15 protein-coding genes are annotated in these 15081 nt (G+C 69.0%); 7 read left to right on the top strand and 8 right to left on the bottom strand.

The window, feature by feature from the left end; translation table 11 throughout:
• Positions 1-13: 13 nt before the first annotated feature.
• A complete protein-coding gene (locus EAH76_RS00645) occupies positions 14-2191 on the bottom strand; it encodes a primosomal protein N' (RefSeq protein ID WP_140846740.1) in 2178 nt (725 codons plus the stop codon).
• A gap of 239 nt (positions 2192-2430) precedes the next feature.
• Here EAH76_RS00645 and EAH76_RS00640 point away from each other — a divergent pair, with 239 nt between their 5' ends.
• On the top strand, positions 2431-3315 hold the full coding sequence (locus EAH76_RS00640; RefSeq protein ID WP_140846738.1) for a tyrosine recombinase XerC: 885 nt from the start codon (positions 2431-2433) through the stop codon (positions 3313-3315).
• 126 nt (positions 3316-3441) lie between these two features.
• Here the strand turns inward: EAH76_RS00640 and EAH76_RS00635 are convergent, their stop codons facing one another.
• The 4 genes from EAH76_RS00635 to rsmI form a co-directional block, all read right to left on the bottom strand.
• Positions 3442-4041: a DedA family protein gene (locus EAH76_RS00635; RefSeq protein ID WP_140846737.1), complete on the bottom strand. Its 600-nt coding sequence runs from the start codon at positions 4039-4041 to the stop codon at positions 3442-3444.
• A gap of 130 nt (positions 4042-4171) precedes the next feature.
• Positions 4172-5128, bottom strand: coding sequence for a glutathione synthase (gshB, locus tag EAH76_RS00625; protein ID WP_140846736.1), 957 nt, complete (start codon positions 5126-5128; stop codon positions 4172-4174).
• A 92-nt stretch (positions 5129-5220) separates the two neighbouring features.
• The gene (locus EAH76_RS00620) at positions 5221-5574 is read right to left on the bottom strand and encodes a YraN family protein (protein ID WP_140846734.1); all 354 of its coding nucleotides are present in this window, start codon (positions 5572-5574) and stop codon (positions 5221-5223) included.
• A 190-nt stretch (positions 5575-5764) separates the two neighbouring features.
• Positions 5765-6598, bottom strand: coding sequence for a 16S rRNA (cytidine(1402)-2'-O)-methyltransferase (rsmI, locus tag EAH76_RS00615; RefSeq protein WP_140846732.1), 834 nt, complete (start codon positions 6596-6598; stop codon positions 5765-5767).
• 11 nt (positions 6599-6609) lie between these two features.
• Between rsmI and EAH76_RS00610 the strand changes: the two genes are divergently transcribed.
• Positions 6610-7809, top strand: coding sequence for a penicillin-binding protein activator (locus EAH76_RS00610; RefSeq protein WP_140846729.1), 1200 nt, complete (start codon positions 6610-6612; stop codon positions 7807-7809).
• An 84-nt stretch (positions 7810-7893) separates the two neighbouring features.
• Here EAH76_RS00610 and hemW read toward each other — a convergent pair whose 3' ends face one another.
• Positions 7894-9081 (bottom strand): radical SAM family heme chaperone HemW, encoded by a 1188-nt coding sequence (gene hemW, locus EAH76_RS00605; protein WP_140846728.1) that lies wholly within the window; start codon positions 9079-9081, stop codon positions 7894-7896.
• Between the two features lie 39 nt (positions 9082-9120).
• On the opposite strand from hemW, the gene EAH76_RS00600 reads away from it, so the two are divergent.
• Complete coding sequence (locus EAH76_RS00600; RefSeq protein ID WP_140846726.1) at positions 9121-9690, top strand: CAP domain-containing protein; 570 nt, start codon at positions 9121-9123, stop codon at positions 9688-9690.
• A gap of 120 nt (positions 9691-9810) precedes the next feature.
• Here the strand turns inward: EAH76_RS00600 and rdgB are convergent, their stop codons facing one another.
• Positions 9811-10443, bottom strand: a complete 633-nt coding sequence (gene rdgB / locus EAH76_RS00595) for an RdgB/HAM1 family non-canonical purine NTP pyrophosphatase (protein ID WP_140846724.1) — start codon at positions 10441-10443, stop codon at positions 9811-9813.
• Positions 10440-11156 carry a ribonuclease PH gene (gene rph / locus EAH76_RS00590; protein ID WP_133186384.1) on the bottom strand — a complete coding sequence of 239 codons (717 nt, stop codon included), beginning with the start codon at positions 11154-11156 and terminating at the stop codon, positions 10440-10442. Before rph ends, rdgB begins: the two co-directional genes overlap by 4 nt.
• Before the next feature lie 110 nt (positions 11157-11266).
• On the opposite strand from rph, the gene EAH76_RS00585 reads away from it, so the two are divergent.
• The 4 genes from EAH76_RS00585 (at position 11267) to EAH76_RS00570 (ending at position 15075) form a co-directional block, all read left to right on the top strand.
• Positions 11267-12031 carry an energy transducer TonB gene (locus EAH76_RS00585; protein ID WP_140846723.1) on the top strand — a complete coding sequence of 255 codons (765 nt, stop codon included), beginning with the start codon at positions 11267-11269 and terminating at the stop codon, positions 12029-12031.
• A gap of 60 nt (positions 12032-12091) precedes the next feature.
• Complete coding sequence (gene hrcA, locus EAH76_RS00580) at positions 12092-13135, top strand: heat-inducible transcriptional repressor HrcA (RefSeq protein ID WP_140846720.1); 1044 nt, start codon at positions 12092-12094, stop codon at positions 13133-13135.
• 16 nt (positions 13136-13151) lie between these two features.
• Complete coding sequence (gene grpE, locus EAH76_RS00575; RefSeq protein ID WP_140846719.1) at positions 13152-13700, top strand: nucleotide exchange factor GrpE; 549 nt, start codon at positions 13152-13154, stop codon at positions 13698-13700.
• A gap of 142 nt (positions 13701-13842) precedes the next feature.
• On the top strand, positions 13843-15075 hold the full coding sequence (locus tag EAH76_RS00570) for a threonine synthase (RefSeq protein ID WP_194150915.1): 1233 nt from the start codon (positions 13843-13845) through the stop codon (positions 15073-15075).
• The last annotated feature ends 6 nt before the right edge of the window (positions 15076-15081 follow it).

Genomic DNA, 15081 nt, shown 5'->3' with positions numbered 1-15081 from the left:
ACGCGCGGCGGCGTCACACGAAGCTGTACGGGTCCACATCCACGACGACGCGCACCTTGCTCGGCCAGTCGAGCCCGCCGAGCCAGTCGCGCACCACGTCCTGCACCGCCAGCCCGCGCTTGGCGTGGATCAGCAGGCGGAAACGGTGCCGCCCGCGTAGCATCGCGAGCGGGGCGGGGGCGGGGCCATAAACCTCCATCGCCTCGAGCTGCGGTGCCGCCCGGCCGATCTGGCGCGCGGTTTCGAGCGCCGCCTGCTGGTCCTCGCTCGACACGACGATCCCGGCGAAGCGGCCGAACGGCGGGGCGTTGGCCTCGCGGCGATGCTCGGTCTCGGCGCTGTAGAACGCCTCCGAATCGCCCGAGACGAGCGCCTTCATCACTGCGGCGTCGGGGCTGTGCGTCTGGATGTAGACGTGGCCCGGCTTGGCGCCGCGACCCGCGCGCCCGGCGACCTGGCAGATCTGCTGGAAGGTGCGCTCGCTCGCACGCAGATCGCCGCCGTCGAGCCCGAGATCGGCGTCGATCACCCCCACCAGCGTGAGGTTGGGGAAGTGATAGCCCTTGGTCACCAGCTGCGTACCGACGACGATGTCGATGTCGTGCGCTTCCATCCGCGCGACGAACTCGGCGGCCTTGGCGGGCGACCACATCGTGTCCGAGGTGACCACCGCGATCTTGGCGGCGGGGAACAGCTCGGTCACTTCGTCGGCGATTCGCTCGACCCCGGGGCCGACCGCGGCGAGCGTGTCTTCGTTATGGCATTCGGGACAGATCTTCGGGACCGGCTCGGTATGGCCGCAATGGTGGCACGCGAGCCGGCGGACGAGGCGGTGCTCGACCATCCACGCGGTGCAATTGGGGCATTGGAAGCGGTGGCCGCAGGTGCGGCACAGCGTGAGCGGCGCGTAACCGCGTCGGTTGAGGAAGAGGAGCGATTGCTCGCGTCGTTCGAGCGTTGCTTCCATCGCCTTGACGAGCCGCGGCGCGATCCAGCGGCCGCGTTCGGGCGGCTCGGCGATCAGGTCGATCGCCTCGATCGCGGGCATTTCGGCGGCGCCCCAGCGGCCGGGGAGCTTGACCTCGGCATAGCGGCCGAGGGCGACTTGCTGGCGCGTCTCGATCGCCGGGGTGGCCGAGGCGAGGATCACTGGGATCTCCTCGAACTTGCCGCGCATCACCGCGACGTCGCGGGCGTGGTAGTGGACGCCCTCTTCCTGCTTGAAGCTCGTCTCGTGCGCCTCGTCGACGACGATCAGGCCGAGATTGGCGTAGGGCAGGAACAAGGCCGAACGCGCGCCGACGGTGACGAGCGCCTGGCCGCTGGCGATACCGCGCCACGCGCGCCGCCGCTGCGACTGGCGCAGGCCCGAATGCCACGCGACCGGCTGGACGCCGAAGCGCGCTGCGAAGCGCTTGAGGAAGGGCTCGGTCAGCGCAATCTCGGGGAGCAGCACGAGGCATTGGCGGTTCTCGCGGATCGCGGCGGCGACCGCTTCGAAATAGACCTCGGTCTTGCCAGAGCCAGTGACGCCGTCGAGCAAGGTCGGTGCAAACGCGCGCGCGGTGACGTCGGCGACGAGCGTGCCCGAAGCGGCGCGCTGGTCGGGCGAGAGCGCGGGGGCGGCGAAATCGGGATCGGGGGCGGGGAAGGGGCTGTCGATATCGACCTCGACCGCCTCGAGCGCGCCGACTTTCACCAGACCGCGGATCACTGCGTCGGACACGTTGCCAAGCGCGGCGAGTTCGCGGATCAGGCCCTGGAAGCTGCCGATCTTCTCGAGCGCCTGTTCGCGCTGCGGGGTGAGGCGCGCGGGCACGTCACCCGTCGCGCGATATTCGGTGATCGTCTTGCTGCCTTCGAGCGCCGAGGTCGATGACAGCGCCATCCGTACGACCGCTGCGGGGGACGCGAGGTAATAGTCTGCGGTCCATTCGATCAGCCGCCGCAGCGGCGCAGCCAAGGGCGGCACCGGCACCACGCCGACGAGATTGCGCAGCCGATTGTCGCCGACCTCGGCGTCGGACGGCATCCGCTCGGGCTCCCACACCACGCCGAGCAACTGCCGCGGCCCGAGCGGCGCGACGACGACCGAGCCCGGCTCGACGCTCATGCCGTGCGGCACGCGGTAATCGAGCGGGCCGAGCGCGGAATTAAGGACGAGGACGCGGGCGCGGGACATGGAGCGCATATGGCGGGTCGAGGCGGCGGGTGCAAAGGGTTGAACTTTCCTAAGCCCCTCCCCTTCAGGGGAGGGGTTGGGGGTGGGGGAAGCCTCGCAGAGCGTGGCGCTTGTTACAGCCCCACGCCAACCCAGCGGCGGGCCGGTCATGCCCCCGGCATGACCTGAACAGCGCGGGGCGCTGTTCACCCGCCACTCCTGAAGGGGAGGGGCTTATGTCGCGCCAAGCTCGTGCTACACCCACAGCCATGTCCGAACTGCCGCGCCTCTATGCCGACCACCTCGCGCGCGATCGGCGCCGCTCGGTCCATACCGTACGCGCCTATGAGGCGACCGCGACGCGGCTGTGCGGCTTCCTCACCCAGCATTGGGGCGAGGCGATCGACCGTGCAGCGCTCGCCAAGGCCGACACCGCCGACCTCCGCGCGTTCCTCGCCCAACGCCGCGGCGAGGGCCTCACCAACGCCTCCGCCGCGCGCGAACTGTCGGCGGTGCGCGGCTTCCTCGCCTTCGCGACGGGCGAGGGCACCACCCCGCGGCTCAAAGGGCCGCGCGTCAAGAAAGGCGTGCCACGGCCGATCTCGCCCGACGAGGCGGTCGCGCTCGCCGACGATGTTGCCGACGATGCGAGCGAACCGTGGATCGGCGCACGCGATCTCGCGGTGCTGCTGCTGCTGTACGGCGCGGGGCTACGCGTCGCCGAGGCGCTCTCACTGACCGGCGCGGTGCTGCCGCTCGGCGCGACGCTCAGCGTCACGGGCAAGCGCGACAAGACGCGGATCGTGCCGCTGCTCCCGCAGGTGCGCGAGGCGGTCGAGGCGTATGTCGCGCTAAGCCCGTACGGCACCGCGCGCGATGCGCCGATCTTTCGCGGCGCGAAGGGCGGTCCGCTGTCACCCCGGCTGGTGCGCCGCGCGGTGCAGGGCGCGCGGGTGCGGCTGAGCCTGCCCGATCGCACCACGCCGCACGCGCTGCGGCATTCGTTCGCGACGCATCTGCTCGGGCGGGGCGCCGATCTGCGTGCGCTGCAGGAACTGCTCGGGCATGCGAGCCTCAGCTCGACGCAGGTCTATACCCAGGTCGATGCGGCGCATCTGCTCGACGTCTACCGCAACGCGCATCCGCGGGCTTAGGCTCTTTCTTCGTCACCCGGGCCTCGTGCCGGGGGGCATCGCCCCGCGCGAGCTTCGCGAGCGGGGCGCTTGTCCCGGTGGGCCCAGGGACGAGCTCGGGGTGACGGTTTAGGGGGCGACCAGACTTCAGGGGCGCGGCTTCCAGCGCAGCAGTCGCCACAGATACCCGCCGATGATCGCCACGGTCAGCACAATCGCGGCGGGGCCGATGAACCGATCGAGCTCGCGGAAATTGGCGCCGAGATAATAGCCGGCAAACGCCAGCCCGGTGTTCCAGATCGCCGAGCCCGCCGCAGTCCACAGCAGGAAACGCAGGTGCGACATCCGCGCCATTCCGGCGGGCAGCGACACCATCGTGCGGAACGCGGGCATGAAGCGGAACACGAACACCACCCATTGCCCGCGCGACCGGAAGAAGCGCTCGAGCGCGACGACATGCTGCCAGTCGAGCGTCAGCCAGCGGCCATAGCGATCGACGAACGGCCGCAGCCGGTGATAACCGAGCCGGTAGCCGATCGCGTACCAGAAATAATTGCCGACGACCGTCCCGACCGTGCCCGCGACGATCAGCGGGACGAGCGTCATCTGCCCGCGCGCGACCGCGATCCCGCCGAGGCCCATGATCACTTCGGATGGGATCGGCGGGAAGACGTTTTCGAGCACCATCAGCACGAAGATGCCGAAATAGCCGCCCCATGCCGTGAGGTTGACGATGAAGTCGGTCACGCCTTCACTCCCCTCCCGCTTGCGGGAGGGGTCGGGGGTGGGCGCGCGCTCTCACGGCTAGCACCGGCCGATAGCGCGCGCCCCCCCCCAGCCCCTCCCGCAAGCGGGAGGGGAGAAGGAAAAGGCTACCTCACCCACGCTCTACAACCTTCCGCTCGATCGCATCCCAGATCAGCCCGGCGACATCGGTCCCATCGAAGCGCTCGATCGCGACGATCCCGGTCGGCGAGGTGACGTTGATCTCGGTCAGCCACTCGCCGCCGATCACGTCGATCCCGACGAACAGCAGCCCGCGCTTCTTGAGTTCCGGCCCAAGCACAGCGCAGATCTCTCGCTCTTTCTCGGTCAGTTCGGTCTTCACCGCCGAGCCGCCGACCGCGAGGTTGGAGCGGATCTCGCCTTCGCCCGGCAGACGATTGATCGCGCCAGCGACTTCGCCGTCGATCAGCACGATGCGCTTGTCACCTTTGGCGACCGCGGGAAGGAAGGCCTGGACCATGTGCGGCTCGCGCCACATCGTGTTGAACACTTCGATCAGCGCCGACAGGTTCGCGCCGTCGGCGCCGACCTTGAAGATCGCCTTGCCGCCATTGCCGTGGAGTGGCTTGATCACGATCTCGCCATGCTGCGCGAGGAAGGCGCGCGCTTCGTCGAGGCTACGCGTGACGAGCGTCGGCGGCATGAACTGCGGGTAATCGAGCACGAACACCTTCTCGGGCGCGTTGCGGACTGAGGCGGGGTCGTTGACCACCAAAGTCTTGTGCGCAATCCGCTCGAGCAGATGCGTCGCGGTGATATAGCCGAGGTCGAACGGCGGATCCTGGCGCATCAGGATAACATCGGCCTCATCGCCGAGATTGAGGCTTACCGGCTCGCCGAAGCTGTAGTGATCGCCAACGACGCGCTGCACCGTGACCGGATCGGCCTTGGCCCAGACGCGGCCGTTGGAATAGTTGAGGTCTTCGGCGTTGTAGTGGAACAGCTTATGCCCGCGCTGCTGGGCGGTGAGCATCAGCGCGAAGGTCGAATCGCCCGCGATGTTGATATGCGCGATCGGGTCCATCTGGACGGCGACTGTCAGGCTCATCGAAATTCTCCGTCCAAATCCGTCACCCCGCCTCGGCCGAGGTAACGGGAGCGCAGATAGGGCGCGCGGGGCGCGCTGTCACCCGCCCCGCCTTAGCCGATCCACGCATTCTCGATGTGGCGCGGCCGCGTGCCCGGCGCGAGCAGGATGACATCGACTCGGATATCGTCGCCGGGGCCGGCATAGGTCGGCATGAGATATTCCGCCGCCGCGGCAACCCGGGCGAGGCGGCGCTCGTCGATCGCGAAGTCGAGTTCGGCTGCGGTGGCGCGCATTTTCACTTCGACGAAGGCGACGAGGGTGCCCTTGCGGGCGACGAGATCGACCTCGCCGGCGGGGGTGCGGACGCGGCGTGCGAGAATCTGCCAGCCTTTGAGGCGGAGCCACCAGCCGGCCAAGCGTTCGCCGCGTCGGCCCGCGGCTTCGGCTACACGGCGGTCCCTCATTTCCTCCCCTCCCTGGAAGAGTGTCGGGTGAACAGCGCCCCGCGCTGTTCAGGTCCTGCCGGGGGCAGGACCGACCCGACACTGGGCCGGGGGTGGGTCGGCCCGAGGATCGCGACCACCTCGCCTACCGGGCCGACCCACCCCCAACCCCTCCCTTCCAGGGAGGGGAGAAGGAAGGGGACGGGAGCCATCAGGCCTTCAATTCCAGCGCCCGTGCGTAGAGTGTCTTGCGGTCGAGCCCGAGCGCCTTGGCGACTTCGCTCGCCGCCTGCCCGGTCGACAGCCGCGTCAGCGCCTCGGTCAGCGCGCTATCGGCATCCGCCGCGCTCGCCGCCTCGGGCGCGCCCGGCCCTGCAACCACCACGACGATTTCGCCCTTGGGCGGCGCCTCGGCGTAGCGCGCGGCGAGCTCGGACAGCGTGCCCGTCACCGCTTCCTCGAAATGCTTGCTGATCTCGCGCGTCACCGCCGCCTCGCGGTCGCCGAGCCCCTCGGCGAGCGCCGCCAGCATCACGCCGAGCCGCGGCCCCGATTCGTACAGCACCAGCGTCGCACGGATCGCTGCGACCTCGGCGATCGCGGCGGCGCGCGCCTGCACCTTCGACGGCAGGAAACCGAGAAACAGGAAACGGTCGGTCGGCAGCCCGGCGAGCGTCAGCGCCGCCACCGCGGCGCACGGCCCCGGGATCGTCCACACCGTATGCCCCGCCGCACGCGCATCGCGGACGAGCTTGTAGCCGGGGTCGGAAATCAACGGCGTCCCCGCATCCGACACCAACGCCACCGCCTCGGTCCCCATGCGCGCGATGAGACCGGGGCGGACGTCTTCGGCATTATGGTCGTGATACGGCGTCATCGGGCGTTTGACGCCGATATGGTTGAGCAATTTGCCGGTCACGCGGCTGTCCTCGACCGCAATTACCGCGGCATGCGCCAGAATGTGCGCCGCACGCGGCGAGAGATCGCCGAGATTGCCGATCGGGGTGGCAACGATGTAGAGGCCGGGCGAAAGATCAGGGTTCATCGGGAGCGGTCATGGCAGAGCAGGATATGGGCGCGCAACGTCCCATCGGGATTAAGCGGCTTTTGCGTGGGGTGGCGCTGGTCGGCGCTGTGCTGCTCGCGGGCTGCCAGACGGTCGTGCCGGGACCGGGCCCGTCGCGGCGTCCGCCGACGCAGCGCCCCTCGCAGGGGCAGCAACCCGCGGTCGAGCAGGGCATCCCGACCGACACGCAGCGGCACCGGGTCGCCTTGCTCGTGCCGCTGTCGGGCGCGAATGCCGGCGTCGGGCAGAGCCTCGCCAATGCGACGCAGATGGCGTTGCTCGATTCGAAGAACGAGCGCGTCCGCATCACCAGCTACGACACTGCCGCCGGCGCGGCGCTCGCCGCGCAGCGCGCGCTCGACGACGGCAACCAGCTGATCCTCGGTCCGTTGCTTGCCGATGACGTCCGAGCGGTGACGCCGATCGCGCGGCGCGCCGGCGTTCCCGTCGTCAGCTTCTCGAACGACGCGACGGCGGCGGGCAATGGCGCCTATCTGATGGGCTATGTGCCCGCGCAGTCGATCATCCGCGTCGTCAATTACGCGCACGATCAGGGCGTGGCGAGCTTCGGCGGGCTCGTCCCCAACGGCACTTATGGCGAGCGGGCCTCGACGGCGTTCCTGCGCGCCGTCGAGTCCGCGGGCGGCCGCGTCGGCGCGTTGCAGACCTATGACCGCGCCCCCGGATCGATGACCGCGGCGATCACGCGCATGGCCAAGAGCGCCCCGTATCAGGCGATCCTGATCGCCGATGGTGGCGCGGCGGCGGCGGCGGGTGTCCCGGTGCTGCGTCGCAACGGCATGGGCGGCGCGCATATCCTGGGCACCGAACTCTGGAATTCGGAAGCCTCGATCGCGAGCAAGCCTGCGCTCGAAGGCGCGTGGTTCGCGAGCGTCTCGGACGGGTTGTACCGGCAATATGCCGCGAAATATCGCGCGCGCTTCGGCGCGGCGCCGTTCCGCCTGTCGAGCCTCGGCTATGATTCGGTGCTGTTGACGATCCGCATCATGCGCGATTGGCCGATGAATACGCCGTTCCCCGAGGACCGGCTGAAGGATCGCGGTGGTTTCTCCGGCATCGACGGCGCGTTCCGCTTCGGCCGCGACAATGTCGCCGAGCGTGCGCTCGAGGTGCAGGAGATCCGTCACGGCACGACGGTGACGGTGTCGCCCGCGCCCGGCGGGTTCTGACCCATAAAAAGCCCCTCCCCTTCAGGGGAGGGGTTGGGGTGGGGAAGTCACAAGCGCAGGTCTCTGCGAGGCACCCCCCACCCCCTACCCCTCCCCTGAAGGGGAGGGGCTTAGGACGATCAGCGGCAGGATCGCATCGAGCAGCAGCATCCCGGCCTCGGTGACGCGCAGATGATTGCCCGCGCGCGCAAGCAGCCCTTGCGTTTCGAGCTTCGCCGCAGCCGTCCAGTCGATCAGCGCATCGACCGTCGTTTCGCCAAGGCCGGCGATCCGCGCGAGATCGACCCCCTCGCGTAGCCGCAGCCCCATCAGCAGCGCCTCGGTCGAGCGTTCGCTCGGCACCAGCGGCTGCTCGATCTGCGCGCCGTGGCCGTTGCGCGCGACCGCGCCGATCCAGTTCTCGGGCTTCTTGTGCCGTGCAGTCGCCAGCCCGCCGCGCCGCCCGTGTGCGCCCGGACCGACCCCGGCATAATCGCGATAGCGCCAATAGACGAGATTGTGCCGGCTCTCCGCGCCGAGCCGCGCATGGTTCGAGATTTCGTACGCCGGCAGTCCCGCCGCCGCAGTGGTCGCGCGCGTCGCCTCGAACAGATCGGCGGCGGCATCGCCTTCGGGAATGACGATCCGCCCCGCCGCCGCCTCGGTCGCGAAGCGCGTGCCGGGTTCGATCGTGAGCTGATAGAGCGAGAGATGCTCGGTGCCGAACGACAGCGCGCGGGTGAGCTCGGCATCCCAGGCGGCGAGCGTCTGGCCGGGGCGGGCATAGATCAGGTCGAAGCTGACGCGCGTGAACGCCGCCTGCGCGGTGGCGAGCGCGGCGAGGCCTTCGTCGACGCCGTGCGCTCGGCCGAGAAACACGAGCGCCTGATCGTCGAGCGCCTGCAACCCCAGCGACACGCGGTTGACCCCGGCGCGCGCGATATCGGCGAACCGCGCCGCCTCGACCGAGGAGGGGTTCGCCTCGAGCGTGATCTCGATATCGGGTTCGGGCGGCCAATAGGTGGTCGCCGCATCGATGATCGCGGCGACCGTCACGGGCGGCATCAGCGATGGTGTGCCGCCGCCGAAGAAGATCGAGCCGAGCCGCCGCCCGGGCAGCGCCGCGGCCTCATACGCCAAGTCGGCGAGCAGCGCGTCGCGCCACGCCGCCTGATCGACGCTCTCGCGGACATGGCTGTTGAAATCGCAATAGGGGCATTTCGAGACGCAGAACGGCCAATGGACATAAAGCGCGAGCGGCGGCGTTAGCAGGGGCGTTTCGGGGTCATTCATCAGCGGGAGCCTATGGGCGTGTCGGGGAGATTACGAAAGATGCGCGTTCACTGGCTGGCTTTGGCGGCGCTTGCGATGCTGGCGGGATGCGCCGCCCCCGATCCCGACGAACCGCCGCGCGTCACCGAACTGCGCCCCGACGATCGCCCCGCCGCGCGCGGCGACGCGTTGCTGCGGCGGGCGATGCTGGTCGAGCACAATGCCGCGCGCGCGGCGGTCGGCGCGGCGCCGCTGACGTGGAGCGACGAACTCGCCGCCGATGCCGCGCGCTATGCCGCGGTGCTCGCCGCGACACGCGACTTCAAGCATTCGACGGGCGTGCGCGGGCGCATCCCCGAGGGCGAGAACCTCTTCATGGGATCGCGCGGAGCGTATCGCTATGACGAGATGGTGCGCTTGTGGGCCGACGAACGGCGTTTCTATCGCGCTGGCGCGGTGCCCGACATCAGCACGACCGGACGCTGGCAGGATGTCGGGCATTACACGCAGATCGTCTGGCGGCGGACCAGCCAGGTCGGCTGTGCGCTCGCGAGCAGTGCGCGCGACGATTATCTGGTGTGCCGCTACACGCCGCCAGGGAATGTGGTGGGACAGCGCGTGGCGGATTGACCCCACCGTCACCCCGGCCGTGTGCCGGGGTCCACCAAGCCGCCGGGATGCCGCACGACTGAAGCGTTGCGCGTGCCTCCCGGTGGACCCCGGCACAGGGCCGGGGTGACGGGTTAGGGCTTAGAGCACCGCCGCAATGAGCTGCGCGAAGGCATCGGCACGGTGGCTGATCGCATGCTTCTGTGCCGGGTCCATCTCGGCATAGCTCTGGTCGCCGCCCGCGGGCACGAACACCGGATCATAGCCGAACCCGACATTACCGCGCGGCGGCCAGATCATCGTGCCCTCGGCGCGGCCCTCGAACCATTGGACATGCCCGTCGGGCCAAGCCAGCGCGAGGACGCAGACGAAGTGCGCGGCGCGGCTGGCGTCGGGGCCCTTGGTGGCGAGCGCCTGCTCGACCTTGGTCATCGCTAGCGTCCAGTCGCGCCCGTTCGGCGTCTCCGCCCAATTGGCGGTATAGACGCCGGGATCGCCGTTCAGCGCCTCGACGCACAGTCCGCTATCGTCGGCGAGCGCGGGGAGGCCCGACAGATCGGCCGCCTGCAACGCCTTCAGTTCGGCATTGGCGACGAAGGTCGTGCCGGTCTCCTCGGGCTCGGGGAGGTCGAGGTCGGCTGCCGAGATCGCCTCGATGCCATGCTCGGCAAGCAGGGCTCCGATTTCGCGCACCTTGCCGGCATTGTGGCTCGCGATGACGAGCTTGCCCGGGGCGAGCTTGCGGATCGCCTGCGGCACGACCGCTTCGCTCATTTTGCGACGGCCTTGGCTTGCGCGGCAAAGATGTCGGTGCAGCCGATCCGCGCCAGGCGGAGCAGGCGCAGCAGCGCCTCCTCGTCATAGGTCGCGCCCTCGGCGGTCGCCTGGACTTCGGCGATGTTGCCGTTCTCGAGCAGGACGAAGTTCGCGTCGGCGTCGGCGTTCGAATCCTCGTCATAGTCGAGGTCGAGCACCGGCGTGCCCTTGAAGATACCGCACGAGATCGCCGCGACCTTCTGCGTCAGCGGGTCGGCGGTGAGCTTGCCGCTCGCCATCAGCCCGTCGATCGCGAGCCGCAGCGCGACCCATGCGCCCGAGATCGACGCGGTGCGGGTGCCGCCATCGGCTTGGATCACGTCGCAATCTAGCACGATCTGGCGCTCGCCGAGCAGCTTGAGATCGGTCACGGCGCGCAGCGAACGGCCGATGAGCCGCTGGATTTCCTGCGTGCGGCCCGACTGCTTGCCCTTGGCGGCTTCGCGGCTGCCGCGGGTGTGCGTGGCGCGCGGGAGCATGCCGTATTCGGCCGTCACCCAGCCTTCGCCCTTGCCGCGCAGGAACGGCGGGACCTTCTCCTCGATCGACGCCGTCACCAGCACCTTGGTGTCGCCGAAGCCGATCAGCACCGAGCCTTCCGCATGTTTGGTGAAGCGCGGCTCGATCGTGATCGTGCGCATCTGGTCGGGGGTGCGGCCGCTTGGGCGCATGGGGACTCTCCTGGAAATGATCGAGTCGCCCTAGCTGTGCGTTGGGCGGGTGTCACCCCTTGGCTCGGGGCGGCGAATGCCCACATTCGGGCGAAGGACGACGCACGCACATGACGGGGTACGCAGCAGCAACACGGCAGGACCGGATCATCGGGGCGGGCGGCGCTGCGGTGCTGGTCGGCCTGATCGGCTATGGGCTGGTGATGGGGCTCGGGGTCGATTTCCAGCGCCGCATCGTCGACGATTTGACGGTGATTTCGGTGCTGCCAGACTCGCCGCCGCCCAAGCCCGATCCGGTGCCCGCTCCAAAGAAGGCCGAGAAACGCAAGGAGGGCGCGGCGTCGCCGCCCAATCTGAAGTCAAAGGCGACCGAGATCGTCGCCCCGCCGCCGCCGATCGTGCTGCAACAGCCGCCGCCGGTGGTGGTCGCGCCGATCGCCGGGATCGGCGCCGAGCGTTCAACCGGCGCGGCGCCCGTTGCCGGGCCGGGAACGGGGAGCGGCGGGCAGGGTAATGGCACCGGCAGCGGCGATAGCGGCGACGGCGACGGCGGGGGCGGCGGGACCGACGCCGAGCTTGTCAGCAACGAACTGCGCTACCGCGATCTGCCGCGCGACGTGTATGAATCGCAGGCCGCCGGGATGGTGACATATCGCGCGACGATCGGGGTGAACGGGCGGCTCAGCGATTGCCGGGTGGTGAAGTCGAGTGGCAATCGCGCGCTCGATGCCGCGACTTGCGCGCTCGCGCTGCAGCACGTCCGCTTCCGCCCGGCGCGCGATGCGAGCGGGCGCAAGGTGGCGGACTCGGCGCTGTTCGAACAGGAATGGACGGTGACGCGCGATCCGGATCGTGATGTGGGGCGCGATCGCTGACCGCGGAGCCTGTCCACGCAACCGGTTGAGGCTTTCGCGCGTGCCCCCCATATAGGGTGTATGCGGCTGCCCCCGATTTCCGAACTCAATGACCGCGCCCGCGACGTCTTCCGCGTCGTCGTGCAGAGCTATCTCGATACCGGCGCGCCGATCGGGTCGCGTACCATCGCGCACCTGTCGGGGCTCAATCTGTCGCCCGCCTCGATCCGCAACGTGATGCAGGATCTCGAGGAACTGGGGCTCCTCGCCGCGCCGCACACCAGCGCCGGGCGGATGCCGACCGAGATCGGCCTCAGGCTGTTCGTCGATGGGATGATGCAGGCGCTCGAACCCTCGCTCGAGGAGCGTGCCGCGATCGAACGCCAGCTCGTCCAGACCGGCCCGGTCGAGGAAGCGATCGCCGCCACCACCGCGGCACTGTCGGGTCTGTCGGCCTGCGCCGGGATGGTGATGGTCGCCAAGCGCGAGCTGGTGCTGCGCCAGATGAGCTTCGTGCCGCTGTCGGCCGACAAGGCGCTCGCGGTGCTCGTCGGCGAGGACGGCTCGATCGAGAATCGCGTGATCGACCTGCCGGCCGGCCTGCCGCTGTCGGCGCTGATCGAGGCGGGCAATTATATGAGCGCGATGCTCGGCGGCCTCACTTTGTTCGAGGCACGCGCGAAAATTGAGCGCGAACTGCTCGCAGAACGCGCCGAGCTCGACGGCGCCGCACGCGCGCTGATCGAACGCGGCCTCGCCATCTGGAGCGAGGATGGCGAGCGCCGCCCGGTGCTGATCGTGCGCGGCCAGGCACGGCTGATCGACGATGCCGCCGCCGCCGATCTCGAACGCGTGCGCTATTTGCTCGACGATCTCGAGGGCAAGCAGGACATTGCGCGCCTGCTCGACAATGCCAGCGCGGGCGATGCGACGCGGATCTTCATCGGCGCGGAGACCAAATTGTTCTCGCTGTCGGGCTCGTCGGTGATCGCCAAACCGTTCCGCGGATTGGACGGTCGCGTGGTCGGCGTGGTCGGCGTGATTGGTCCGACGCGGTTGAACTATGCGCGCGTCGTGCCCATGGTGGATTATACCGCCGCGACACTCGCGCGGCTGATGGCTTAGATGGACTAGAGACGACATGATCGAAGACGAAAACACCGTGGCGAACGACGCGGCCGAGCTGCGCGAAGAAACCGCCGCAGCGGCGCCCGAGGTTGCCGAGCATGACGAGACCGCCAAGCTGCGCGCCGAGCTCGCCGAGTCGAAGGCCGCCGTGCTCTATGCGCATGCCGAGGCGCAGAACGTCCGCCGCCGCGCCGAGAAGGAAACCGCCGACGCGAAGGCCTACGCCTCGACCAATTTCGCGCGCGACCTGCTGTCGGTTGCCGACAACCTCTCGCGCGGGCTCGAGGCGATCCCGGCCGAGCTGCGCGCCGACGAGAAGATGAAGGGCCTCGTCGCGGGCCTCGAAGCCACGGGTCGCGAGCTCGAGGCGGTGTTCCAGCGCCACGGCATCAAGAAGATGGTCGCGATCGGCGAGAAGCTCGACCCGAATTTCCACCAGGCGATGTTCGAACTGCCGAGCGACCAGGCGCCGGGCACGGTCGTGCAGGAGATGCAGGCTGGGTACATGATCAAGGACCGTCTGTTGCGGCCGGCTTTGGTGGGCGTGGCTAAGGCGGGCTGACCGCCGTTTCGCGCTTTGGCGGGTATGGGTTTGCCATCCCCGCCGCTAGCGCGGTTCTGTGCGGCCGGTAGCGACTACCAGCGCCCTTATCTCGCCTTTCCTGGGCTTACCCCGCGCGATACGTGCGAGTCGGAGATGCTTCATGTCGATCAACGCCAATCTGACCGCCGACCGTCAGACCTTCGTCACGCATCTCGAATGTTCGATGACCGGCGAGCGCTACGAGGCCGACGAGCTCCACGGCCTGTCGCGCGTCGGGCGGCCGTTGCTCGTCCGCTATGATCTGGACGCTGTGAAAGCCGCGCTGCCCAAGGCGACCCTCGAAGCGCGGCAGACCGATCTGTGGCGTTGGCGCGAGCTGCTGCCGGTGCGCCATACCGGCAACATCGTAAGCCTCGGCGAGATCGAGACGCCACTGGTGCCGATCCCCAAGAGCTCGGGGAGCGCCAACGTGCTGGTCAAGGACGAAGGGCGCCTGCCGACGGGCAGCTTCAAGGCGCGCGGCCTCGTCATGGCGGTGGCGATGGCGAAGGAGCTGGGCGTCACCAAGATCGCGATGCCGACCAACGGCAATGCGGGGGCGGCGCTCGCGGCCTATGCGACGCGCTGCGGGATCGAGACGATCGTATTGGCGCCGCAGGAAACGCCCGAGGTCAATATCCGCGAGATCGCCGCGCAGGGCGCTCGCGTCTACCGCGTCAACGGTCAGATCGATGATTGCGGTGCGATCGTTGGGCGCGGCGCTGCCGAAGGCCGCTGGTTCGACTTCTCGACCTTGAAGGAGCCCTATCGGATCGAGGGCAAGAAGACGATGGGGCTCGAACTCGCCGCGCAGTTCGGCTGGAAACTGCCCGACGCGATCTTCTACCCGACCGGCGGCGGCACTGGCCTGATCGGCATGTGGAAGGCGTTCGACGAGCTCGAAAAGCTCGGCTGGATCGGGTCGGAGCGTCCACGCATGTACGCCATCCAGGCGAGCGGCTGCGCACCGATCGTCCGCGCATTCGAGGCGGGCGAGGAACATGCCGAGCGCTGGGAAGATGCGGCGACCGTCGCCGCCGGCATCCGCGTGCCGAAAGCGGTCGGCGATTTCCTGATCCTGCGCGCGGTGCGCGAGAGCGGCGGCAAGGCGCTCGGCGTCGGTGATCCCGCGATCCTCAAGGCGGTCGATGATTGTGCGAAGAAGGACGGGCTGCTGCTCTGCCCCGAAGGCGGCGCGACGCTTGCCGCCTATCGCGAGGCGCTGCGCACCGGCGAGGTCGACGAGGAGGAACGCGTCGTATTGTTCAACTGCGCGACCGGGCTGAAATACCCGATGCCCGAGGCCAATGCCGCGGTCGATCGGTTTGCGGAGATCGATCTCGGCGCGCTGTGAAGCGCG

It is taken from the genome of Sphingomonas glacialis (genome assembly GCF_006439055.1).
In the GTDB taxonomy this organism is placed as follows: domain Bacteria; phylum Pseudomonadota; class Alphaproteobacteria; order Sphingomonadales; family Sphingomonadaceae; genus Sphingomonas; species Sphingomonas glacialis_A.
Note: the sequence above shows the minus strand (reverse complement) of the source record. Positions and strands in the feature narration are given on the sequence as shown.

Excerpts from the sequence above, each read along its gene's own strand:
- EAH76_RS00645 (WP_140846740.1), bottom strand. The coding sequence starts at position 2,191 with ATGCGCTCCATGTCCCGCGCCCGCGTCCTCGTCCTTAATTCCGCGCTC.
- EAH76_RS00640 (WP_140846738.1), top strand. The coding sequence starts at position 2,431 with ATGTCCGAACTGCCGCGCCTCTATGCCGACCACCTCGCGCGCGATCGG.
- gshB (WP_140846736.1), bottom strand. The coding sequence starts at position 5,128 with ATGAGCCTGACAGTCGCCGTCCAGATGGACCCGATCGCGCATATCAAC.
- EAH76_RS00620 (WP_140846734.1), bottom strand. The coding sequence starts at position 5,574 with ATGAGGGACCGCCGTGTAGCCGAAGCCGCGGGCCGACGCGGCGAACGC.
- rsmI (WP_140846732.1), bottom strand. The coding sequence starts at position 6,598 with ATGAACCCTGATCTTTCGCCCGGCCTCTACATCGTTGCCACCCCGATC.
- EAH76_RS00610 (WP_140846729.1), top strand. The coding sequence starts at position 6,610 with ATGGCAGAGCAGGATATGGGCGCGCAACGTCCCATCGGGATTAAGCGG.
- hemW (WP_140846728.1), bottom strand. The coding sequence starts at position 9,081 with ATGAATGACCCCGAAACGCCCCTGCTAACGCCGCCGCTCGCGCTTTAT.
- EAH76_RS00600 (WP_140846726.1), top strand. The coding sequence starts at position 9,121 with ATGCGCGTTCACTGGCTGGCTTTGGCGGCGCTTGCGATGCTGGCGGGA.
- rdgB (WP_140846724.1), bottom strand. The coding sequence starts at position 10,443 with ATGAGCGAAGCGGTCGTGCCGCAGGCGATCCGCAAGCTCGCCCCGGGC.
- rph (WP_133186384.1), bottom strand. The coding sequence starts at position 11,156 with ATGCGCCCAAGCGGCCGCACCCCCGACCAGATGCGCACGATCACGATC.
- EAH76_RS00585 (WP_140846723.1), top strand. The coding sequence starts at position 11,267 with ATGACGGGGTACGCAGCAGCAACACGGCAGGACCGGATCATCGGGGCG.
- hrcA (WP_140846720.1), top strand. The coding sequence starts at position 12,092 with ATGCGGCTGCCCCCGATTTCCGAACTCAATGACCGCGCCCGCGACGTC.
- grpE (WP_140846719.1), top strand. The coding sequence starts at position 13,152 with ATGATCGAAGACGAAAACACCGTGGCGAACGACGCGGCCGAGCTGCGC.
- EAH76_RS00570 (WP_194150915.1), top strand. The coding sequence starts at position 13,843 with ATGTCGATCAACGCCAATCTGACCGCCGACCGTCAGACCTTCGTCACG.